Source organism: Mesorhizobium sp. B2-5-13 (genome assembly GCF_006440535.1).
Lineage (GTDB): Bacteria > Pseudomonadota > Alphaproteobacteria > Rhizobiales > Rhizobiaceae > Mesorhizobium > Mesorhizobium salmacidum.
Genome location: NZ_VFUI01000002.1, coordinates 466,779 through 487,758 on the forward strand (window position 1 = coordinate 466,779; position 20,980 = coordinate 487,758).

General features: G+C 65.2%; 17 protein-coding genes, 1 tRNA gene and 1 pseudogene. 7 read left to right on the forward strand and 12 right to left on the reverse strand.

All coding sequences use genetic code 11. The features are described 5' to 3' along the window. Positions 1–39: 39 nt before the first annotated feature. The 3 genes from FJ434_RS05485 (at position 40) to FJ434_RS05495 (ending at position 7,569) form a co-directional block, all read left to right on the forward strand. Positions 40–2,193, forward strand: coding sequence for an indolepyruvate ferredoxin oxidoreductase subunit alpha (locus FJ434_RS05485; RefSeq protein WP_140746394.1), 2,154 nt, complete (start codon positions 40–42; stop codon positions 2,191–2,193). Further along, entirely contained in the window at positions 2,186–3,766 is a 1,581-nt protein-coding gene (locus FJ434_RS05490; protein ID WP_140746397.1) for an indolepyruvate oxidoreductase subunit beta family protein, read from the forward strand. The genes FJ434_RS05485 and FJ434_RS05490 overlap by 8 nt, the downstream gene beginning before the upstream one ends. Before the next feature lie 392 nt (positions 3,767–4,158). Then, positions 4,159–7,569, forward strand: a complete 3,411-nt coding sequence (locus FJ434_RS05495; protein ID WP_140746400.1) for an acyl-[ACP]--phospholipid O-acyltransferase — start codon at positions 4,159–4,161, stop codon at positions 7,567–7,569. Positions 7,570–7,724: 155 nt separating this feature from the next. Here the strand turns inward: FJ434_RS05495 and FJ434_RS05500 are convergent, their stop codons facing one another. The 9 genes from FJ434_RS05500 to FJ434_RS05540 form a co-directional block, all read right to left on the reverse strand. After that, positions 7,725–8,963: a DUF1501 domain-containing protein gene (locus tag FJ434_RS05500; protein WP_140746403.1), complete on the reverse strand. Its 1,239-nt coding sequence runs from the start codon at positions 8,961–8,963 to the stop codon at positions 7,725–7,727. Between the two features lie 46 nt (positions 8,964–9,009). Next, on the reverse strand, positions 9,010–10,503 hold the full coding sequence (locus FJ434_RS05505; RefSeq protein ID WP_140746406.1) for a DUF1800 family protein: 1,494 nt from the start codon (positions 10,501–10,503) through the stop codon (positions 9,010–9,012). 120 nt (positions 10,504–10,623) lie between these two features. After that, complete coding sequence (locus FJ434_RS05510) at positions 10,624–10,905, reverse strand: hypothetical protein (RefSeq protein ID WP_140746409.1); 282 nt, start codon at positions 10,903–10,905, stop codon at positions 10,624–10,626. A gap of 110 nt (positions 10,906–11,015) precedes the next feature. Next, positions 11,016–11,471, reverse strand: coding sequence for a periplasmic heavy metal sensor (locus FJ434_RS05515; RefSeq protein ID WP_140746412.1), 456 nt, complete (start codon positions 11,469–11,471; stop codon positions 11,016–11,018). After that, positions 11,468–11,920, reverse strand: a complete 453-nt coding sequence (locus FJ434_RS05520; protein ID WP_140746415.1) for a hypothetical protein — start codon at positions 11,918–11,920, stop codon at positions 11,468–11,470. Before FJ434_RS05520 ends, FJ434_RS05515 begins: the two co-directional genes overlap by 4 nt. A gap of 113 nt (positions 11,921–12,033) precedes the next feature. Continuing rightward, on the reverse strand, positions 12,034–12,576 hold the full coding sequence (locus FJ434_RS05525; protein ID WP_140718490.1) for an RNA polymerase sigma factor: 543 nt from the start codon (positions 12,574–12,576) through the stop codon (positions 12,034–12,036). Between the two features lie 45 nt (positions 12,577–12,621). Next, positions 12,622–13,074: an acid-shock protein gene (locus FJ434_RS05530; RefSeq protein ID WP_140746418.1), complete on the reverse strand. Its 453-nt coding sequence runs from the start codon at positions 13,072–13,074 to the stop codon at positions 12,622–12,624. 213 nt (positions 13,075–13,287) lie between these two features. Then, the gene (locus FJ434_RS05535; RefSeq protein WP_027142105.1) at positions 13,288–13,476 is read right to left on the reverse strand and encodes a DUF2158 domain-containing protein; all 189 of its coding nucleotides are present in this window, start codon (positions 13,474–13,476) and stop codon (positions 13,288–13,290) included. A 141-nt stretch (positions 13,477–13,617) separates the two neighbouring features. Further along, positions 13,618–13,693 (reverse strand) — tRNA-Thr (locus tag FJ434_RS05540). 288 nt (positions 13,694–13,981) lie between these two features. Between FJ434_RS05540 and FJ434_RS05545 the strand changes: the two genes are divergently transcribed. Continuing rightward, on the forward strand, positions 13,982–15,127 hold the full coding sequence (locus tag FJ434_RS05545) for a hypothetical protein (protein WP_140746421.1): 1,146 nt from the start codon (positions 13,982–13,984) through the stop codon (positions 15,125–15,127). A 28-nt stretch (positions 15,128–15,155) separates the two neighbouring features. Here the strand turns inward: FJ434_RS05545 and FJ434_RS05550 are convergent, their stop codons facing one another. Next, positions 15,156–16,757, reverse strand: a complete 1,602-nt coding sequence (locus FJ434_RS05550; RefSeq protein WP_140746424.1) for a cisplatin damage response ATP-dependent DNA ligase — start codon at positions 16,755–16,757, stop codon at positions 15,156–15,158. Positions 16,758–16,998: 241 nt separating this feature from the next. After that, positions 16,999–18,009 (reverse strand): ligase-associated DNA damage response exonuclease, encoded by a 1,011-nt coding sequence (locus FJ434_RS05560; RefSeq protein WP_140746427.1) that lies wholly within the window; start codon positions 18,007–18,009, stop codon positions 16,999–17,001. A 150-nt stretch (positions 18,010–18,159) separates the two neighbouring features. Here FJ434_RS05560 and FJ434_RS05565 point away from each other — a divergent pair, with 150 nt between their 5' ends. The 3 genes and pseudogenes from FJ434_RS05565 to FJ434_RS05575 all read left to right on the forward strand — a co-directional run. Beyond that, the gene (locus FJ434_RS05565) at positions 18,160–19,077 is read left to right on the forward strand and encodes a methyltransferase domain-containing protein (RefSeq protein ID WP_140746430.1); all 918 of its coding nucleotides are present in this window, start codon (positions 18,160–18,162) and stop codon (positions 19,075–19,077) included. A 128-nt stretch (positions 19,078–19,205) separates the two neighbouring features. Next, positions 19,206–19,565, forward strand: coding sequence for a hypothetical protein (locus FJ434_RS05570; RefSeq protein WP_140746433.1), 360 nt, complete (start codon positions 19,206–19,208; stop codon positions 19,563–19,565). Between the two features lie 33 nt (positions 19,566–19,598). Then, positions 19,599–20,012 (forward strand): annotated as a pseudogene (locus FJ434_RS05575) (AAA family ATPase); the annotation flags it as partial. 2 nt (positions 20,013–20,014) lie between these two features. Here FJ434_RS05575 and FJ434_RS05580 read toward each other — a convergent pair. Continuing rightward, the gene (locus tag FJ434_RS05580) at positions 20,015–20,956 is read right to left on the reverse strand and encodes a glyoxylate/hydroxypyruvate reductase A (protein ID WP_140746436.1); all 942 of its coding nucleotides are present in this window, start codon (positions 20,954–20,956) and stop codon (positions 20,015–20,017) included. Positions 20,957–20,980 lie beyond the last annotated feature (24 nt).

The following is a 20,980-nucleotide window of genomic DNA, read 5'->3' on the forward strand; positions in this document are numbered from 1 at the left end:
CGCGCCGCCGGCTGTCGGCGGCAACGGAAGGAGGCAGAGATGGCTGAACGGTCTTTTGCCAAGGAAGTCGAAAAGCTGAGGCTCGGCGCCGGCGAGGAATTTGCCGGCGAGGGCATTCTCGCCATCACCAAGGCGCTGCTGCAATGCGGCGTCGGCTATGTCGGAGGCTACCAGGGCGCGCCGATCAGCCATCTGATGGATGTGTTGGCCGATGCGCAGGACATTCTGGGCGAGCTCGGCGTGCATTTCGAGGCGAGCGCCTCGGAAGCCACCGCCACAGCCATGCTGGCGGCCTCGGTGCACTATCCGATCCGTGGTGCCGCGACCTTCAAGTCGACGGTCGGTACGAACGTTGCTTCCGACGCGTTGGCCAATCTCGCGTCCGGCGGCGTTACCGGCGGCGCGCTGATCATCGTCGGCGAGGATTATGGCGAGGGCTCCTCCATCATGCAGGAGCGCAGCCATGCCTTCGCCATGAAGAGCCAGGTCTGGCTGCTCGACCCGCGCCCCAATTTGCCATCCATCGTCAAGGCGGTGGAGGATGGTTTCGAGCTGTCGGAAATCTCCAACACGCCTGTCATGCTGCAGGTGCGCATTCGCTGCTGCCACGTGCATGGCCATTTCATCGCCAAGGACAACAAGCGTCCGTCGATGACGGTTGCCGATGCACTCGATGCGCCGCGCCGCGACACCGGACGCATCGTGCTGCCGCCCGCCTCCTTCCTGCACGAAAAGGAGAAGGTGCAAAAGCGCTGGCCGGCGGCGGTGGATTTCATCACCAGGAACAAGATCAACGAGTTCTTCGGCTCGGACCACGGCTCGGTCGGCATCGTCATGCAGGGTGGCATGTACAATTCGGTCATCCGTGCGCTGCAGCGGCTCGGCCTTGCCGACACCTATGGCGACACGGATGTGCCGCTCTACGTGCTCAACGCCGTCTATCCGCTGATCGACGACGAGTTCCTCGCCTTTTGCGAGGGCAAGCAGGCGGTGCTGGCGGTCGAGGAAGGCCAGCCCAACTATATCGAGCAGGCCTTTGCCGCGATGCTGCACAAGGCGGGGCGCGGCACCAGGCTGGTCGGCAAGGAGCATCTGCCGATGGCCGGCGAATATACCGGCCAGGTCATGCTCGACGGCATCGGCGCCTTCCTGCGCGCAGAAGCCCCGCATCTTTTGCCGGGCGAGGTGCGCGCGCCCAACAAGGTTGGCGACGGCGTCGACACGGCTGACCTGATCAACGTCGTGCCAGGCCGTCCGCCCGGCTTCTGCATCGGTTGCCCCGAGCGGCCGATCTTCGCGGCGACAAAACTGGTCGAGCAGGAACTCGGCAAGCACCACATCGCTTCCGATATCGGTTGCCATTTGTTCTCGATCATGCCGCCTTTCGAGCTCGGCTCCACCACGATGGGCTACGGGCTGGGGCCCGCCTCGGCCTCGGCGTTCAATTCACCCGACGCCAAGCGCCGCTCGATCTCCTTCGTCGGCGACGGCGGCTTCTGGCACAATGGCCTGACCTCCTCGATCGGCAATGCGGTGTTCAACAAGAATGACGGCGTCATCGTCATCGTCGATAATTTTTATTCGGCAGCCACCGGCGGGCAGGACATCCTGTCGTCGCGTGCCGGCAATAGGACCAAGTCGACCAAGCATCCGATCACCGAGGCGGTGAAAGGCATGGGCGTCAAATGGCTGCGCCATGTCGACCGCACCTATGATGTCGGCAAGATGCAGGACACGTTGCGCGAGGCGCTGACGACGGACGAGAAGGGGCCAAAAGTCATCGTCGCTTCGTCGGAGTGCATGCTCAATCGCCAGCGCCGCGAAAGGCCGCTGGTCGACAAGGCGATCAAGGGTGGGACAAGGGTCGTCAAGCCGAAGTTCGGCGTCGACGAGGACATCTGCACCGGCGATCACGCCTGCATGAGGCTCTCCGGCTGCCCGTCGCTGTCGGTGAAATCGCTCGACGATCCGCTGCGCGACGATCCGGTCGCATCGATCGACCAGAACTGCGTCGGCTGCGGCAATTGCGGCGAGGTGGCGGACGCCGCCGTGCTCTGCCCGTCCTTCTACCGTGCCGATGTCGTGCACAATCCAAGCCGCTGGGACCGTTTCCTGGAAGCGACGCGCCGCGCGACGATCGGCTTGCTGCAGAGGCGGCGCGAAAGCCGGCGCCTGATATTCGCCGATGCTTGAGCCCGTTCCTTCCTTGCATCCCAGGTCCGGTGCTGCCGATGAGCCGGTGATCAAGCTCGCCGTGCTGGCCGTTGGCGGCCAGGGCGGCGGCGTGCTGGCCGACTGGATCACCGATGTCGCCGAGCGCAATGGCTATGTCGCGCAATCGACTTCGGTCGCCGGCGTCGCCCAGCGCACCGGCGCCACCATCTACTATATCGAAATGGCCCGCGACACCGGCCGCCTGCCGGTCTTCGCGCTGTCGCCCTCGCAGGGCGATGTCGACATCTTGATCGCCGCCGAACTGATGGAAGCCGGCCGTGCGATCATCAGGGGGTTCGTCACCCCCAACCGCACGACGCTGATCGCTTCCTCGCATCGCATCGCCGCCGTGTCGGAAAAGATCGAACCGGGCGACGGCCGCGCCTCGTCGTCCAAGGTTCACGCCACGGCGGAAACCGCGTCGAAGCGCTTCATCGCTTTCGACATGGAAAAGATCGCCGCCGACAACGGCTCGATGATCTCGGCCAGCCTGCTTGGCGCGCTGGCCGGCTCCGACGCACTGCCGTTTACCCGTGAAAGTTATGAACAGGCGATCGGCACCGGCGGCCGTGGCGTCAAGGCCAGCCTCGCCGCCTTTAGCGCGGCGTTCGATCGCGCGCGGGGCTTGGCGGCAGCACCTTCGTCAAAGCCGGCGGAGCCAGCGATTGTCGAATCCGCCCAGGGTACTGGGCGCGTGAGCGGTCCGCAAAATCTGCTGCAGGGATGGCAGGCGCTGGTTGCTCGCATCGACCTGATGCCCCTGGCCGTGCGCGACATGGCGCTTCGCGGCCTGAGAAAGGTCGTCGACTATCAGGACATCGCCTATGGCCGCGAATATCTCGATCGGCTGGACAAGGCCGTCGCGCTGGACAGCGCCGGCCACGCTCATGTTCTGTCCATCGCGGCGGCCAAGCATCTGGCCAATGCCATGTGCTATGACGACATGATCCGCGTCGCCGATCTGAAAACGCGCTCGACCCGCGACAGGCGGGTGCGCAAGGAGGTTGGCATCAAGGACGGTTCGGTCCTGCAAGTGACCGAGTATTTCCATCCGCGCATCGAGGAGTTCTGCGGCACGCTGCCGGCGGGGCTCGGCGGCTACATCGAGAACCGGCCCAAGCTCGCCGGCTTTCTCGACCGCCGCATCAACCGTGGCCGCCGCATCCGCACCGACAGCTTTGCCGGCTTTGCCGCCCTGTGGCTCATCGGCGGCCTGCGGCGATGGCGCCGCGGCCTGCTGCGCCATAAGGTCGAGCTTGCCCATCTCGATCGCTGGTACACACTGGCGCTTGGCTACGTGCCGGCAGAGTACGCGCTTGCCATCGAAATCCTCAACTGCCGCCGGCTGATCAAAGGCTACAGCGACACCCATGTGCGCGCCCAGTCGAAATTCGACCGCGTACTCTCTGCTCTCGACCTGCTCAAGGGCCGCGACGATGCCGCCGACTGGATACGCCGCCTGCGCGAGGCGGCGCTGAAGGACGAGAATGGCGACATGCTCGACGGCGCGCTGAAGACCGTGGCGACGCTGGGGTCATCTCCAGTCACCTGAGTTTCAGCGGGTGACCTCCGCCGATCGCGCCGACCAACCGCCTTCGTGACTCTGGCCACGGCAACACGGCTGGCCGCCACCGCTGCATCTCCTCGCTCATCAATCCGCTCTCTTGTGAACGGCGTTCATTTTTAACTTGAACATTGTTCACGTTGTGGTAGGTTGAGGCTGTGAACATTGTTCATAGGGAGAAGCGGAAATGTTGAACGGCTCCACAACAGACACCGGGCAGGGCCGCTGGCCGAAACGAGCCTAGACTTGCGATCGCCGGGAAGATCAGACGCGGCAAGAAGTTTAACCAGCTCACATTATTACAATGATTGAAACAGCGCATGAAACCGCGGGGATCACCGGAGCATCGCCGCGTGGTTCCGCCCAAATGGAAAATCGCCATGAACACGCACCTCATGCTTTCGCGGCGCTTCGCGCCGCTTTTCTGGACGCAGTTCCTGTCCGCCTTCAACGACAATTTCCTCAAGAACACTCTGGTGTTCCTGATCCTCTTCACACTGGCCGCCGATCAGGCGGCTTCGCTGGTCACCTTGGCCGGCGCCGTGTTCATGGCTCCGTTCCTGCTCCTGTCGGCGCTGGGCGGCGAGATTGCCGACCGCTTCGACAAGGCGCTCATCGCCCGCCGGCTGAAATTTGCCGAGATCGGCGCCGCCGCCGTCGCGGTCGTCGGCATCGCGCTTTCGTCGATCCCGGTGTTGATGACGGCGTTGCTGATGTTCGGCGTCATCTCGGCGCTGTTTGGGCCGATTAAATACGGCATCCTGCCCGATCATCTCGAGCGCAGCGAATTGCCCCGCGCCAACGCCTGGATCGAGTCGGCGACCTTCGCCGCCATTCTTGGCGGCACGATTGTTGGCGGCGTGGTCTCGGCCGATGGCATCGGCGTCTCGGTCTTCGGGCCGATCATGATGATCCTCGCCGTCGGCTGCTGGGTCGTCAGCCGCTACATCCCTTCGACCGGCTCCGCGGCGCCCGACCTCGCCATCGACTGGAACATCTTCCGCTCGACATGGCGGCAGGTCAGCGAATTGCGCACCGACACGCGGATCTGGCGCGCCGGATTGATGACCTCGTGGTTCTGGCTGATCGGCGCCATCGTGCTTTCGATCCTGCCGACGCTGGTCAAGGATCAGCTCGGCGGTGGCGAGATCGCGGTCACCGCCTATCTCGCGGTGTTCGCTATCTCGATCGCCATCGGCTCGGCAATCGCCGCGTGGATGTCGCAGGGACGCATCGTGCTTTTGCCCGCACCGGTCGGCACGGCGCTGCTGGCGCTGTTCGGCCTCGACCTCGCATGGACCATCTGGAGCATGCAGCCTTCGCCCAGGTCCGAAGCCCTTGGCCTCTTCTTCGCCGGGCCAAACACGATCCGTGTTGCCATCGACCTCGCCGGCATGGCCATCTCCAGCGCCTTCCTGGTGGTGCCGACCTTTGCCGCCGTGCAGGCCTGGTCGCCCGAGGCGCGCCGCGCCCGCGTCGTCGCCGCGGTCAGCATCGTCAACGCCGGCTTCATGACTGTCGGCGGCTTGCTCGTCGCCAGCATCCAGGCCGCCGGCGTCTCAACGGGAGGTATCCTGTTCGGCCTCGCCCTGGCCAATGCCATCGCCGCCTGGCTGATGCTGAAATACCTGCCGACCAACGCTTTCCGCGACTTCGTCTCCATTCTCTTCCGTGCCTTCCATCGTCTGGAAGTGGAGGGCCTGGAAAACCTCAAGGCCGCGGGCCCGGCGCCGATCCTGGCGCTCAACCATGTCAGCTTCCTCGACGGCCCGCTGGCGCTGACGCTGACCGATGAAGAGCCGGTCTTCGCCATCGACTACACGATCGCGCAGGCATGGTGGATGAAGCCGTTCCTCAAATTGACCCGCGCCCTGCCGCTCAATCCGGCCAAGCCGATGTCGACGCGCACGCTGATCAAGATCGTGCAGAACGGCGACCCGCTGGTCATCTTTCCCGAGGGCCGCATCACCGTCACCGGCGGGCTGATGAAGGTCTATGACGGCGCCGCCATGGTGGCCGACAAGACCGGCTCGATGGTGGTGCCGATCCGTATCGAGGGGCTGGAGAAAAGCCCCTTCTCGCGGCTGACGGCGCAGCACGTGCGCCGCCGCCTGTTCCCGAAGGTCAGGGTGACCATACTGCCGCCGGTCAAGCTCAAGGTCGACGACGGGCTGAAGGGACGCAAGCGCCGGGCCGCCGCCGGTGCCGCGCTCTACCAGGTGATGTCAGATCTCGTCTTCCGCACCCAGCATATCGACAAGACCGTGCTCGAAAGGATCATCGAGACGGCGACCGAGCGCGGCATGAAGCAACTTGCCGTGCAGGATCCGGTCGCCGGCTCGCTAAGTTACGGCAAGCTGCTCACTGGCGTCGCGGTGCTCGGCGAGAAGTTCGAGACGCTTTATGCCGGACAGGACACGCTTGGTATCATGCTGCCCAACGCCAATGGCGCCTGTGCCGCTCTGCTCGGCGTCATGTCCGCCGGCAAGGTCCCGGCGATGATCAACTTCACCGCCGGTGCCACCAACATCCTGTCCGCCTGCCAGGCGGCGCAGGTAACCACCATCCTGACCTCTCGGGCTTTTGTCGAGCAGGCCAAGCTTGGCGCAATCGTCGAGGAGGTCGGCCGGTCGGCCAACATCGTCTGGCTCGAGGATCTGCGTGCAACCATCGGCCTCAAGGACAAGCTGCTTGGCCTGTTGCGCAAGACTACGCCCAGGGTTGCCCGCAAGGCCACCGACCCGGCCGTGATCCTGTTCACCTCGGGCTCCGAAGGCACGCCGAAGGGCGTGGTGCTCACCCATCGCAACATCCTGGCCAATGCCGCGCAGGCCGCCTCGCGCATCGATTTTCATTCGGGCGACAAAGTGTTCAACGTACTGCCGATCTTCCATTCGTTCGGCCTGACGGCGGGCACGGTGCTGCCGCTGGTGTCCGGCGTTCCCGTCTATTTCTACCCGTCGCCGCTGCACTACCGCATCGTGCCGGAACTGGTCTATGCCTCGAACGCGACGATCATCTTCGGCACCGACACCTTCCTCAGCGGCTATGCGCGCACCGCCCACCCCTATGATTTCCGCTCGGTGCGCTATTGCTTTTCCGGTGCCGAGCCGGTCAAGGCCTCGACCCGTGAAACCTATATGGAGAAGTTCGGCCTGCGCATTCTCGAAGGCTATGGCGTTACCGAGACGGCGCCGGTGATCTCCATCAACACGCCGATGTACAACAAATCAGGCACGGTCGGAAAAATCATGCCCGGCATGGAATACCGCCTGGAACCGGTGATCGGCGTCGAAGGTGGCGGACGGCTGTTCGTGCGCGGCCCCAACGTCATGGCGGGCTATCTCAGGGCCGAAAAGCCTGGTGTGCTCGAGCCGCTGCAGGACGGCTGGCACGACACCGGCGACATCGTCAGCATCGACGATGCCGGCTTTGTCAGCATTCGCGGCCGCGCCAAGCGCTTTGCCAAGATCGGCGGCGAGATGATTTCGCTGGCTGCCGTCGAAGCATTGGCGGGCGAGCTGTGGAAAGGATCGCTCTCGGCGGTCGCGACAGTGCCGGACCTGCGCAAGGGCGAAAAGCTGGTGCTCATCACCGAAGCCGAAAAGGCGACGCGCGCCGAGTTTCTGGCCTTCGCCAAGGCAAACGGCGCCATGGACCTGATGGTGCCGGCCGAGGTGCGCGTCGTGGCGCATGTGCCGGTGCTTGGCTCGGGCAAGATCGATTTCGTCGGCGTGACCAGGCTGGTGCGCGGCGAAGACTTCGCGCCCACCAAGGTCGAGGCCGCCTGATCACCGGCAAGAGCGAGACGGTGCCGCGGCAGAAAACGCGGCGTCGCTAGAGCAATTCCAGGAAAAGTGCGTAGCGGTTTTCCATCCGGAATTGCGTGAAAACAAAGAGTTAGAGCGGTTCGGCGATTCCAACAAACACTGAACCGCTCTAGACGTCAGACAATCAGGTTCATCATCGGCTTCACCGCACCTGAGTCCGGAAACACCTTCTCGCCGAGCACTGCGGCCGAAAGTCCGAACTGGTCGGCGAGCAGGCCTTTCAGCACCGCCCTGACATCGCTGGTCGGCGCAAGGTCGCGTTGCTGGTAGAGTTGCGCGGGCTTTAGCCCCGGCCAGTCGGCGATGACGCGCCCGCCCTTGATCGCGCCGCCGGCGAGCAGCACGACGGTGCCGGTGCCGTGGTCGGTGCCGACCGTGCCGTTGATCCGCGCCGTGCGGCCGAATTCGGTGATCGCGACGATCGCCGTATCCTTCCAGCGCTCGCCGAGACCTTTTTCGAATTCCTCGAACGCACCATCGAGGCCGCCGAGCAAGGTGGCGAGCCGGCCGGTCGCGCCACCCTCGTTGACATGCGTGTCCCAGCCGTCGAAGGCGAGTGCCGCGACGCGCGGCCCGTCATCGGCCGCGATCAGCCTGGCGGCACCTTGCGCGGCCTGCCGCATGCCGGCGGCGCTGTCGAGGCCGCCTCTAGGCTTCATCGCCTTAGCGCCGATCTGGTCGTCGAGCGCCATGCGATCGGCGTCGAGGCCCTTTCGCAGCGCTACCGCCAGCACCGGATCGCGGTGCTGATAGAGATCGAGAACCCGCGCCGCAAGGTCGCCTGCTGGCGCTGGCAGCGATTGCGGCGCCCAGCCGAGCACGGGGGCTGCGCCACGGATCACCAGCGGCGTCGATGGTCCGACGGCCAGGCCGCCAAGCGTCGCCACGCGGTCGCCTGCCGGCAGGTTCTCCAGCGCCCGGTTGAGCCAGCCGGTGGCGACATGGCCGGGGCCGGCAAAACCGCTTTCCAGCACATCCTGCCCATCGAAATGCGAGCGCTCGCGATAGCCGGTCGCCGCCGCGTGCACGACCGCCGCCTGACTCGCCTTGAACAGGCGCGCAAACACCGGCATCGCCGGATTGACCGCGAAGAAAGCATCGAGCGGCAGCGCCGCATGCGGACCGGAAAGCGACAGGGCGATGTCGCCATGCAGGCCGGCATAGTCGGGGTCGCCGACCGGACCGACCGCCGACAGGCCGTCCAGCGCGCCGCGCAGCACGATGACGACCAGGCGCGGGTCGCGGTTGTCGGCGGCGCGGGCGAAGCGGGGCAGATGCGCCCAGGCAAACAGCGCGCCGCCGGTCACCAAGACGGCGCGGCGGGAAGGGTGAGGGGTTTCACACAGCAGGCTCATGACTTCGTCTCCATGGGAGTTGTCGGCGCCGGACCTATCGCTCGAGCTATCGGCGCTGGAATTCGGGCGCCATCAGCAGCAACGCCAGACCTTGCTGCTTGGACTCGGCGCGGGCGACCGCCTGCCGCGTCTCCGGCGAGGCGGAGGGCCCGATCACCGCGTCGAGCATGTCGTTGGGATTGCCGATATCTTTCACTTGCCTGGCGGCCTGCCATGCGATGTCGAGGCGGATCTTCATGCCTTCGGCCGATGCCCAGCTGTCCGCTCGGTCGGAAAAGCCGTTCGGTCCCGGCGGCTGCCAGAGCGGCTCGCCCAATGCGTTGAGCCAGTTGAGCGACTGGCCGGGATCGTTCGGTCCCGGGCCGGCCGCCCGCCTGATGGCAGCGACATAATCGAAGGGCGAGCGCATTTTGGCCAGGGGCGTCGACCACGCCTCCGGCAGGTCGATGAGCGCCGCCGCCAGTGCCCTGAGATGGCCGTCGTTCTTGACGAACACCTTTGCGAGACGGGCGACCGCCGCCGGCGGCGGGTCATCGGCTATGAAATGCCGGGCAAGTTGCGTGGCGATGTGTTGCGCGGCCGCCGGATGACGGGCGATGTCATTGAGCGCGGTCTCGGCCTGGCCCATGCCGCCGGCCGGATAGGTCTTGCCGAGCAGCACCGCGTCGCCCGGCTCGTGCGCATTGGCGTTGAAGACGGAACTGCCGGGTTCGCCCAGCCGTCCTTCCCGCCCGGCCATCGTCCAGCCGGTCAGGATGCGCGCGAAGCTGGTGACGTCGGCCTGGCTATAGCCGCTGCCGACACCGAGCGTGTGCAGTTCCAGGATCTCGCGGGCGAGGTTCTCGTTGAGGCCGCGCTGCCGGTTCTTGCCGGCGCGGGAGTCCGGGCCGATTGACTGCTGGTTGTCGAGATAGAACAGCATCGCCGGATGACGCTCCACCGCCACGAGCATGTCGGCGAAGCGGCCGAGCACGAAGGGCCGGATCGCTTCCCGTTCGAAGGCCCCGGCGCTGGCGCGCACGATGTTGGCCTTGGCCACGGAGACGCAGAAATGGTTCGACCAGAAATAGACGAGGCGCTCGACGAAGCCGGCCCCGGCCTGCATTGCCATGTCGAAGCGCGCCTGTGCCTCGGCCCGAAACAAACTGACTTCGACAGGCGGCACGGCGGGTTTGATCTTGGCAGCGGCCGGGGCAGCGGCCGGCGACATGCCCGGAGCGGCGGGTGGTGGCATGGCCGAAGCCGAGGCTGGCGTGCCCGTTGCCGGCTGCCCTGTCGCCGTTCGCTCCCGGTCCAGCTTGCGTTGGAGATTCGCCGCCATGCTGGCCTGGATGGCAGGCGTGCTTCCCTTGAGATCGGCATAGGTGGGGTCGTCGAGCGATATCATGGCGGCGTCGAGCCGCCGCAGTTCCGCCTTGAGATAGCCGCGTGGGTCGTTCGCCAGCCTGTCGCGGTCGCCGGGTCGGGCTCCGAGGCCGAAGCGGTTGAAGGCGATCAGGGCGGGATCCGGCGGCGCGGAATCTTTAGCCTGAGCTGCCATGTCAGCGCTCCATGGTTGGATCTCATGCGAGGTGCGCGACGCCCGATTGGGCTGTTTCCCCAGCTTAAACCGGGGATAGGCGGCCGGGCGGGCGGGTGCCGCCCGGCCCTTCCCACGCGCTTACCAGCGGCTCCAGCGGTGCCAGTGGCGGTGCGGATGCCAGCCGTAATAAGCCGGGCCGTGCCAATAGCGGTAGCGCGGATACACCACGACACGGTTGGGAACGCAGCGCCCCCAGGGATTGGGATGCCAGCCGGGCCCGCAACCCCAGGCCACATGCTCGATCAGTGCCGGGGCGGCCGGTTGCGCCACCATCGGCATGGCGGCGGAGGTCGCAACGGTTGCTGCGGTTCCGGTCAAGGCGAGGACGGCTGCTGCCGCATACTGTGTCAGGCGGTTCATGACGTTACTCCGAATGTTCTCCGAGAAATGAAGACCTGTTCGCACCGATTGGTCTGGCAGGTCTGCCCTTCTCCCGGTTAAACGGCCTTGCAGGCGTTTTCCGTCGGTCGTCATGGTTGTTTTTTTGGCTCTGCCTTCGGCTGCGGCCCGGCCCGCCTGGCCAGCCCTTCCGCCAGCACGGCGCGATCCGCGGCCGAACCCGCCGCCGCGAATTCGATGATGCGCTGCTCAAGCCGCGTGCGCACGGCGATGTCGGCGTTGCGGGCCCGCTCCAGCGCGGCCGATAGGGCCGCCGTGTCGACAACCGGCTGGCGCAGCAGGTCGGCTGCCTCGCGCCTGGCCTGCTGACCCTCGAGGATGGCCTGGCGGGATTCGCGCCGCACTTCGCGCAGTGCCTTGCGGAACAGCATGCGCTCCTGGTCTGGAAGCCGGCCGCCGGCGGCCTCCAGCGAATAGCCCTGGCCGGACTTGCCGCTTCTTATCCAGACGGCCCCGCCGGCAAGCGCCCCGGCCAGGAAGACATTCAGCACCACCGATGCGATGATGAGATTGCGGCCCGTGCTCATAGGCTCTCCTCGCCGTTTTCGGCATCGGGCCCGGCATCGCCGAACGCCGTTATATTGGCATCCAGCACATAGTGATCCGATCCGGCTTCCGGCGTGACAATGCTCACCAGGGCCAATCCGGCGACGGCGCCCGCCAGACCAATGCCGGCGAGTCCCAGACCCAGCCACCAGAACCGATGGCGCCGGCGCTGGACGAGGTGCCGGCCGGCTGCGCGCAGGATGTTGCCGTGCAGCGCCTTGCCGGGATGCTGGACGCTATAGCTGTCGAGCAGGGCGTCAAGTGTGCCGGCCTGTCGCGAAATGGCCTGGCCCGCTTCGCTTGAAGCAAAAGCTGCGGCGGCTTCGCGTTCCGCTTCCGGCCAGCGGCGCACATCGCCGCCATAGGCATCCGCCAGCGCCGCGAAACGCTTGGCATCCATTGCCGGCCCGTCTTCGATGTCTTCAGCCATTTGTTTTCCCCTTGCACCTCGGTGCCGCGTGCCCACGCGGGTCGGAAACAACGCAGACCAACCGGACGCCCGCAAGGCGGGTTGAACGTACAGTATACGGGCGCGCGCGTTTCTCAGTCATGGCCGCCATCCCCAGCCAGCATCGTCTGCAGTGACCGCCGGCCGCGCGACAGCAGGCTCTCCAGGGCATCGACACTGATCTCCAGGGTCGCGGCCGCCTCGATGTTGGACATCTCCTGATAGTAGACCAGGATGATCGCCTCGCGCTGGCGTGGCGCGATTGCCTGTAAGGCCCGCTCGACCCGATGCCCCTCTTCGCCAGGATGGGAATCGGGAAGCGGAGCGGGGTCGACAATGTCCGGCATCTCGTCGGTCACCAATTCGCGGCGCCGGCGCAGCCGGTCGTAGCAAAGGTTGAGCGTGACTCGGTGAACCCAGGTGTCGAAGCGTGCATTGCCACGCCGCCACTTCGAGGCATGACGCCAGATGCGCACGAAGGTTTCCTGCGCGACATCCTCGGCCTCCGCCGCATCGCCCAGCATGCGCACGGCAAGCGAAAGGATGCGCGGCAGCTTGCGCGCGACGAGCGCCTGCACCGCTGCGGGATCGCCAGCACCGACCCGACGAACCAGCTCCTCGTCCGGATCGGCGCTCATCGGCTGGCGCACTCCCGATATGCATCACACGTCATAGCCTCTTGGTCACTGCTCCGGTTTGGGAGCGGATTTGTGGCTCGGCCTCTCGTCGGCCGTCAGAATGCCGTCGCCATTCTTGTCGAGCCTGGCAAAGCGCTTGGCGAAGAACGCATCGAGCTCGGCCCGGTCGATGAAGCCGTCATGATTGGAATCGATGCGCGCGAAGGATTTGGCCCGGTCGCGCCTGACGTTGCGCTTGGCCTGAAAGGCCTCCCATTCCAGCAGGCTGATCTTGCCGTCGCCGTCCGTGTCGGCGGCCATGATCGCCTTCTCCCGCCGTTTCTGGAACTTGGCCAGTGTGATGTCGGACTTGGCGGCCGACGATGTGCCGGCCGACGATGTGCCAGCCGACGATGTGGCAGCGGGCGACGCGGCGGCCGGTGGCTGTATCGCTGTCTGAGCCAGAGCCGCGGTGGTCAGCACGCTCAAGGCAGTGGCAAGGATCGAACGGCGTATCATGCTTCACGTCTCCGGTTGGCGCATTGCCATGGCCCAATGCCACGGTCACGCTTCAGCCGTTAAACGTCGTGATCATAAAAATCCGTCGGTCACCAATGTCGATCACGCCGCTTGCCGGCCATGACGGACCGTGGCGGTCCCGGAAGCGGAAGAACACTTCGTCCGGTGCGTCTGGAGTCGCGCCGGCCCGGCCATCCCTTGGCGAAGCGGGAATTACGTCGATTGGTCGGCGGCTACCAGCTGCTCCTGCTTGAATCCCGCATGTTGCGGGGTCCACACATCGCCCTCGCGGTTGAACCAGTGGCAGAGATACATGCCGGAAGCGGCGCCGTCGCTGACCGTCATCCTCGGGCCTCCCGACCTCAGCTTGACGACGTCTCCGGTCTTGAAAGTGTTGGGCATTTGGACCTCCCATGCTGACACCGCGAGTTTCACATCAAACCCCGGTCTCGACAATGGCGGATATGCTTCGCCGGTGTCGCGATCCACTGCACGGGCAGTGACGCAGGTGCTGATTGCAGCATGCAGGTGGACAAGAGGAACTGGTGCCGCTTAGGTGACTCGAACACCTGACCCCATCATTACGAATGATGTGCTCTACCAACTGAGCTAAAGCGGCCCGGGAGGCCAAGGCCTCCAAGATGGGCTGGGTGATAGACTCAACCGGCCGCGAATTCAAGATGCGACTTGGCAAATCATGCAGGAGGCCCGCCGCGATCGAACCCGGGGCTCTGGCGTCCCTGCATGCTGGAATCGCCGACAGATTCCGATTTTGTTTGCCGGAACATCGCGGAGATGGACTTTGAACGGCCCATCGAGGCAGAATGCGGCTGCCCGCCCGTTGATTGATTGGTCGCCTGCCGCTAACCATCATGAAAGCTTGTGGCAATTTGCAGAGGGACCTCGCTTGGACGCGATCGAAAAAGCGATCCGGAACGCCTTGGAAAAGGGCAACGCCGAGGACCGCGCGTTCCGCGAGAGGGTCTATCGTGCGGCCTTCGCAGCGCTCGACCGTGCGCTCCAGGCCAATCCCGGCGTGACCGTGGAAGTCGCCATCAAGCGCCGCAAGGCTATCCAGGCGAAAATCACCGAAATCGAATCCGAGTATCTGCCGGCGGTGCCCGGCGTTGCCCCGCAGATCGACACGCCGGCGGGCGAGGCCGAGGGCGGCGCAGCGCCGGCGATCGAGGCCGGCCCGAGGGCGCCATCGCCCGCCGTCGCCGTCGACGGCCCCGTGCAGCCCGGATCCGACGCGCCGCGCTCGCGCGTGCTGCCGGTGGTTCCCGACATAATGCCGGACGCCAGTCTTCCCGGCGCGCCAGCCATCGACATGTCGGCTCCCGCCGCGCCGGGAGCCGCGACGGAAGTGGCGCCCGACCGCGATGAGCGGCGCATACGCGGCCGGCGCCTGCCGTTGACCGCCATTTTCTTCACGGTCACGCTGCTCGCGGCGATTGGTATCGGACTGTACTTCGCCATGCAGACCGGTGTGTTCAAAACGGCCGCGCAGCTCAATACCGCGCCGCCGGAAGCGCCGCCGACGGTCGAGGACGACGATTTTACCCCGGCCGACGGCGCCAATGCACCGGCAAAGCCCGGTGCCGCGGATCAGTCGCGCGATTGGATCAATGTGTTTTCGCCGACCGACCCGACCCATGTCGCCGCCCCGTCGGACGCCAAGGCCGAGGTGATGAAGGACGACAGCGGGCCGTTCCTGCGCATCCAGTCCGGCGCCTCCGGCTCGGCGATCGCCTTCGACGTCGGGCAGGGCGTGCTGGAAAAGCTCGCCGGCAAGCACGCCGTGTTCGACATCATCGCCCGCGCCGAGGACGGCAAGGACACGCAGATCTCCGTCGACTGCAATTTCGGCGAACTCGGCGACTGCGGCCGCAAGCGCTACGCGGTCGGCCAGCAGAAAAACGAATATCTGTTCGACGTGAAGTTCCCCGACAAGCATCCCGGCTCAGCCGGAACCATCGCCATCAATTCCGATTTCGACAAACAGGGCAAGGCGGTCAACGTCTACGAGATCCGCGTCTCGATCGAACCCTGAACCGTTGCGACCGACATATCGGCCGCTCCTAGCGGTCGAGCAGCGCCTGCAGTGTTTCTATGCGGTCGGCCTCGTTGGCCGGCTTGTCCCAGCGCAGCCGTGAAATCCTGGGGAAACGCATGGCGACGCCCGATTTGTGCCGGGTCGAGCGGTTGAGCCCCTCGAAGGCGACTTCCAGCACCAGGCCGTTGTCGCGGTCGGCGCGCACCGAGCGCACCGGCCCAAAGCGCTCGACCGTGTTGTCGCGGACATATTTGTCGATCTGCCTCAGTTCCTCGTCGGTAAAACCGAAATAGGCCTTGCCGACCGGCACCAGTTCCTCCGCGCCCTCGGCTCCGGACCAGACGCCGAATGTATAGTCGGAATAGAAGCTCGAGCGCTTGCCGTGGCCGCGCTGGGCATACATCAGCACGGCGTCCACCGTGTGCGGATCGCGCTTCCATTTGAACCACGGACCCTTCGGCCGGCCCGCGACATAGGGCGAATCCCAGCGCTTCAGCATCACGCCTTCGATGATCGGATGCGGCGGCGTACGACGCAGGTCCTCGAGCGCCTGCCAGTCCGTGAACTCGACGAAGGGGGAGAGATCGAAGCGGCTGGGATCGAGCGTCCCGATGAAGGCTTCGAGACGGCCGCGCCGCTCGCGGAAGGACAGTCCGCGCAGGTCCTCCGCGCCGATCTGCAGCAGATCGTAACAGCGCATGAAGGCCGGATACTGCTGCTGCATCTTCGGCGTCACCGTCTTGCGGTTCAGCCGCTGCTGCAGGTCCGAGAAGGTTCCCGTCGCCTCTCGCGGATCGCCGACCAGCAACTCGCCATCGAGCGTCGCGGAAAAATGCATGGCGTCGGCGAGATCTGGAAAGGCGCCCGAGACATCGTCGCCGGTGCGCGAATAGAGCCTGCGGATGCCGCCTTCGGCCACCGCCTGGACGCGGATCCCGTCCCATTTCCACTCGGCCGCATAGTCCACCGGATCGAGCTTTTCGAGGTCGCCGTCGCCGATCGGATTCGATAGCATGACCGGGCGGAATAGCGCCATCGCCGTGTTGCGCGGTTTTTCGGCCTTGCCTTCCAGCCAGGCGAACAGCGCCGTGTAGGGCGGCGACAGCCCATGCCAGAGCTCCTCGATCTCGGCGACGTCGACTTTGCCGAAATCGGCCAGCGCCTGTTTGGCCAGCCGCGCCGAGACGCCGATGCGCAGGCCGCCGGTCACCAGCTTGATGATGGCAAAGCGCGCCGAGATGCCGGCGCTGTCGAGCAGCCCTGTCAGCACCTTCGGTCCGTCGGAGCGGCTTGCCGCCTGCAGCTTGGCCACCACCTCGCCAAGCGTCGGCTCGCGGTTCGCGATCCTGCCAGGCGTTTGCGGCCAGACCAGCGACACCGTCTCGGCGAGATCGCCGACATAGTCGTAGGAATAGCCGAACAGCACCGGGTCCATGCGTTCGATGACCAGCGTGCGCAGCATGGCCGGCTTGACCGCGGCGATCCTGAGATCGCCGGTGATGGCCGCCAGCGCCAGGCCGCGATCGGGATCCTCGACGCTGCGGAAATAATCGGTCAAAAGCGTCAGCTTGCCGTTGCGCGACGGCGTCAGCACTAGGCGGTCGAGAAGTTCGGCGAAGCGGTTCATGGCGATGAAGACCGCACGAAGGGGAGAGGTCTGCGCGAGGCGCCCCCCTCTGTCCTGCCGGACATCTCCCCCTCCAAGGGGGAGATCGGATGTTCTGACAGCTTTCGCCAATCTCCAAAGTCGCAGGAATGAGCGCAGCGTCGAAGCTGCCAATCTCCCCCCTTGCGGGGGAGATGGCCGGCAGGCCAGAGGGGGGTGGGAAGGATCGCGGCGCCGGTGATTAGCGGATCAGCAATTGCCATCAATCGCCCTCGTCCTCATAGCCCACCAGATGCAGCGGCCGTGCGGCGATGCCTTCCAACTCGCACCAGCGCACCAGCGCTTCCTCGCGGCCGTGCGTGACCCAGATTTCCTCGGCGCCGGTCTCCTTGATGGTGATGATCAGTTCGTCCCAGTCGGCATGGTCCGAGATGATCAGCGGCAGCTCGACGCCGCCTTGCTTGGCGCGCTGGCGGATGCGCATCCAGCCCGACGCGAAGCACGAGATCGGATCGGGAAAGCGCCGCGCCCAGCGGTCGGCGAAGGCCGATGGCGGGCCGACCACGATGGCGCCGGCGAAATCCTGCTTGCCGCCGCTCTCCACCGTCGCCGGCTCGAGTTCGCCGAGATCGATACCCTGGCTCTGATAATATTCGCTGAGCCTGGCCAGCGCGCCATGGATGTAGAGCGGCTTGTCGTAGCCGGCGTCGCGCAGCAGCCGCATCACCCGCTGCGCCTTGCCCAGTGCGTAGGCCCCGACCAGATGCGAACGCTCCGGGAATTGCGCCGCCGATTTCAAGAGGCGGGCGATCTCTTCCGTGTCGGGCGGATGGCGAAACACCGGCAGGCCGAAAGTCGCCTCGGTTATGAAGATGTCGCAGGCGATCGGCTCGAACGGCGCGCAGGTCGCGTCCTTCTGCCGCTTGTAGTCGCCGGAGGCGACGATGCGCCTGCCCTGGTGCTCGACCGATATCTGCGCTGAGCCCAGCACATGGCCGGCCGGATGAAAGCTGACATCGACGCCGTCGATGGCAATCGTCTCGCCGAACGCAGCTGCCTGCGTCGTCCCGGCAAAGTCCTCGCCATAGCGCAGCCCCATGATGTCGAGCGTCTGCTGCGTCGCAAGCACCGAGCCGTGGCCGGAACGCGCATGGTCGGAATGGCCGTGCGTGATCAGCGCCCGGTTCACCGGTCGCACCGGGTCGATGAAGAAATCTCCCGGCGGGCAATAGAGGCCTTCGGGCCGGGGATGAAGCAGGTCGCTGGCGCGCATGATGCCAAGATAGGATATAATTCCGCCGCGGGAAGCCTGTTGCCCGAGACTGCTGACTCCCCGGCAAAGCCCGCTCAATTCGGTTCAGCTTCGGCATGCTTTGCTCTACAGAGATGGTCGGCCGCCTACCCCGCCGGTGGAACCATCATCATGAAACCGCTTCAGACCTCGTCGGGCGACCCGAACGCCGATCGCCGTGCAGATTATGCCGAAATGCTCTTTGCCTCCGGTGATCACACTGCCGCAGCCGAGTTGCTGCTCGGCGCGCTGGAACTGGCGCCGCAATGGGCAATGGGCTGGTTTCGGCTCGGCGAGATCCAGGAGGCGTCAGGCAGGCTCGATCTGGCGGCGCAAGCCTGGACGACGTCGATGAAACTCGATCCGGCCGATCGTCAGGGCGCGGCTCTCAAACTGCATCTGATCGGCAAGGGTCCGGCCTCAATGGCGCCGCCCAGCGCCTTTGTCGAGACGCTGTTCGACCACTATGCCGAGACGTTCGAGGAGATGCTGGTCGGTAAGCTCGACTACCGGCTGCCCGAGGTGCTCGACGCCGCCATCCGCAAGGCAAGGCCGGGCCGCTTCCGCCTGGCGCTCGACCTGGGCTGCGGCACCGGACTGATGGGCGAGAGGCTGAGGCCGATCGTCGACCGGCTGGAGGGCGTCGATATTTCGGCAAGGATGCTGAGGAAAGCGCGGGCAAAAAATATCTATGACGCGCTGACAAAAGCGGATTTGCAGGATTTTTCTTATTCGGGCGACAAGGCCGATCTGGTGACGTCGGCCGATGTGCTGATCTACATCGGCGGGCTCGAAGGTTTTGTGGGAACGGTCGCCGGCCTGCTCGCCCAGGACGGCTTGTTCGCCTTTTCCGTCGAGAGCCTGGCGGATGGCGGCGACTTGGCACTGCAGCCGTCGCGGCGCTATGCCCATTCGGATGGCTATGTCAGGCGGACCCTCGAGGCCAACGGCCTCTCGATCGTGGCGTTGGAGCCAACAAGCATCCGCCAGGATCGCCGCGAGTCCGTCAAAGGGCTGGCCGTCGTGGCACGGAAGGCGCACGCGGCTTGAAGTCTGATGATACTCACGGCGGTGATTCCGACACTGCTTTGTACTGCTGCGAAAAAGTCCGATTTGCGTGCGCGATTGATATTTGCGATCTGGTCGCATCAGGGCGGGATATCAGGAGGAGCACTTCGATGCGCTGGAACATGATGATCTTGGCGTCTTGCCTGGCAACCGCCGGCTGCGTCGGCAATTCAGCGTCCGAGCGGCAGGACGCCAACATCGAATCCTCGCTGCAATATGACAGCGTGCCATGCGATCAGTTGCTGGCGCAGCGCAACGGATTGGCGCAGCAATATAATCTCCCGACCACCGCCAAGCCGACCTTCTCCAATCCCGCCATGGGATTCGGCCCGTTCACGCCCGACATGCGCTCCAAGGCGCAGCGCGACAGCGACAAGGCGTCAGGCGAAATCGATGCCATGAACCGGTCCATCGGCCGCCGCGACTGCGGCAAGCCGGACAAGCAGAAGAAGTTCGCTCTACCCGGCTGATGACCAATCGTCCATCTTGCTAGGATCCATCCGGTGAACCTCTCGGACCTCGGCGATCGCATCTGCATTTTGGGGCCGTCCAACAGCGGCAAGTCGACGCTTGCCGACGCTATCGCGCGCAAGCGTGGCCTGACGCCTATCCATCTCGATCTGCTCTTTCATCTGCCCAACACGGATTGGGAGCAGCGTCCGAGGGACGAGTTCATTGCCTTGCATGACGCCGCGATCGCCGGTGAGCGGTGGGTGATGGACGGAAACTACTCGGTCTGCATGCCGCAACGCTTCCAGCGCGCGACGGGATTGATCCTGCTGGACATCTCCACTTCGGCAAGTCTGCTGCGTTATTTCAGGCGAACCCTGTTCGAGAGGGCGAGGCGCGGTGGCTTGGAAGGCGGGCGCGACAGCATCAAATGGGACATGATCCACCACATCGCCGTGGCCACGCCTGGTTAATATCCCGCCTTGCGGTCCACCAGATTGTCGAGCTTCTCGCCGCGCTCGAAAGCGTCCATCTGGCGCAGCATGATCGGCGCCAGGTGCACGGGATCGGAGGTCGCCGCGGCATGCGGCGTCACGAACACTTTCGGATGGCGCCACAGCGGACTGGTCTTCGGCAGCGGTTCGACCTCGAACACGTCGAGGCTCGCTTCCTTCAGCGTGCCGTCGTCCAATGCCCGCACGATGTCGGCGTCCTTCTGCAGGCGCCCACGCCCGGCGTTGATCAGCACCGAGCCGCCAAGCCCGTTGCGCTTGCGCAACTCCTTCAGCACGCCGTAATTGATGATGCCTTGCGTATCCGGCGTCAACGGCAGAAGCACCACCAGAATGTCGGTGGCATTGAGGAACGGGATCAGGCCTGCTTCGCCGGAATAGGTGGCCACCCCGTTCATCGGCCGGTCGGTGCGCGACCAGCCATTGACCGCGAAGCCGAGCGACAGAAGTACCGAGGCCGCGGCCCGGCCGAGACTGCCGAGACCCATGATGCCGACGGAAATGTCGCCGGCCGGCCTCTGTTGCGGTTCGTGCCAGATATTCTTCAGTTGCTGCGACCTGTAGAGCAGGCCCTGCCGATGATGGTCGAGCACCCGCCAGACGACGTACTCGGTCATGTACTGCGTGAGGTTGTGGGCGACGACCTTGACGATCGGCACGTCGGGCAGGCCGGGATCGGCGAAGATATGATCGACGCCGGCGCCGATCGAGAAGATGGCGCGCAGATTGGGCAGCGACGACATCAGGTTGGGCTTGTGCTTCCAGACCACCGCATAGGTGATCGAGGGATCCTTGGCGCCGTCCGGCTCCAGCACCACCTCGCGCTCGGCCGACAACAGGTCGCGCCAGCGCTGCGGATGAAAGCCGGTGACGGCAAGCAGGATACGGCCTTTTTCCATCGCGGTTCGTTCAGTCCTTCCTTA

What these genes read in the sequence shown, in the direction of transcription:
- FJ434_RS05485 (WP_140746394.1), top strand. Translation starts at nt 40, where the DNA reads ATGGCTGAACGGTCTTTTGCCAAGGAAGTCGAAAAGCTGAGGCTCGGC.
- FJ434_RS05490 (WP_140746397.1), top strand. Translation starts at nt 2,186, where the DNA reads ATGCTTGAGCCCGTTCCTTCCTTGCATCCCAGGTCCGGTGCTGCCGAT.
- FJ434_RS05495 (WP_140746400.1), top strand. Translation starts at nt 4,159, where the DNA reads ATGAACACGCACCTCATGCTTTCGCGGCGCTTCGCGCCGCTTTTCTGG.
- FJ434_RS05500 (WP_140746403.1), bottom strand. Translation starts at nt 8,963, where the DNA reads ATGAGCCTGCTGTGTGAAACCCCTCACCCTTCCCGCCGCGCCGTCTTG.
- FJ434_RS05505 (WP_140746406.1), bottom strand. Translation starts at nt 10,503, where the DNA reads ATGGCAGCTCAGGCTAAAGATTCCGCGCCGCCGGATCCCGCCCTGATC.
- FJ434_RS05510 (WP_140746409.1), bottom strand. Translation starts at nt 10,905, where the DNA reads ATGAACCGCCTGACACAGTATGCGGCAGCAGCCGTCCTCGCCTTGACC.
- FJ434_RS05515 (WP_140746412.1), bottom strand. Translation starts at nt 11,471, where the DNA reads ATGAGCACGGGCCGCAATCTCATCATCGCATCGGTGGTGCTGAATGTC.
- FJ434_RS05520 (WP_140746415.1), bottom strand. Translation starts at nt 11,920, where the DNA reads ATGGCTGAAGACATCGAAGACGGGCCGGCAATGGATGCCAAGCGTTTC.
- FJ434_RS05525 (WP_140718490.1), bottom strand. Translation starts at nt 12,576, where the DNA reads ATGAGCGCCGATCCGGACGAGGAGCTGGTTCGTCGGGTCGGTGCTGGC.
- FJ434_RS05530 (WP_140746418.1), bottom strand. Translation starts at nt 13,074, where the DNA reads ATGATACGCCGTTCGATCCTTGCCACTGCCTTGAGCGTGCTGACCACC.
- FJ434_RS05535 (WP_027142105.1), bottom strand. Translation starts at nt 13,476, where the DNA reads ATGCCCAACACTTTCAAGACCGGAGACGTCGTCAAGCTGAGGTCGGGA.
- FJ434_RS05550 (WP_140746424.1), bottom strand. Translation starts at nt 16,757, where the DNA reads ATGAACCGCTTCGCCGAACTTCTCGACCGCCTAGTGCTGACGCCGTCG.
- FJ434_RS05560 (WP_140746427.1), bottom strand. Translation starts at nt 18,009, where the DNA reads ATGCGCGCCAGCGACCTGCTTCATCCCCGGCCCGAAGGCCTCTATTGC.
- FJ434_RS05565 (WP_140746430.1), top strand. Translation starts at nt 18,160, where the DNA reads ATGAAACCGCTTCAGACCTCGTCGGGCGACCCGAACGCCGATCGCCGT.
- FJ434_RS05570 (WP_140746433.1), top strand. Translation starts at nt 19,206, where the DNA reads ATGCGCTGGAACATGATGATCTTGGCGTCTTGCCTGGCAACCGCCGGC.
- FJ434_RS05580 (WP_140746436.1), bottom strand. Translation starts at nt 20,956, where the DNA reads ATGGAAAAAGGCCGTATCCTGCTTGCCGTCACCGGCTTTCATCCGCAG.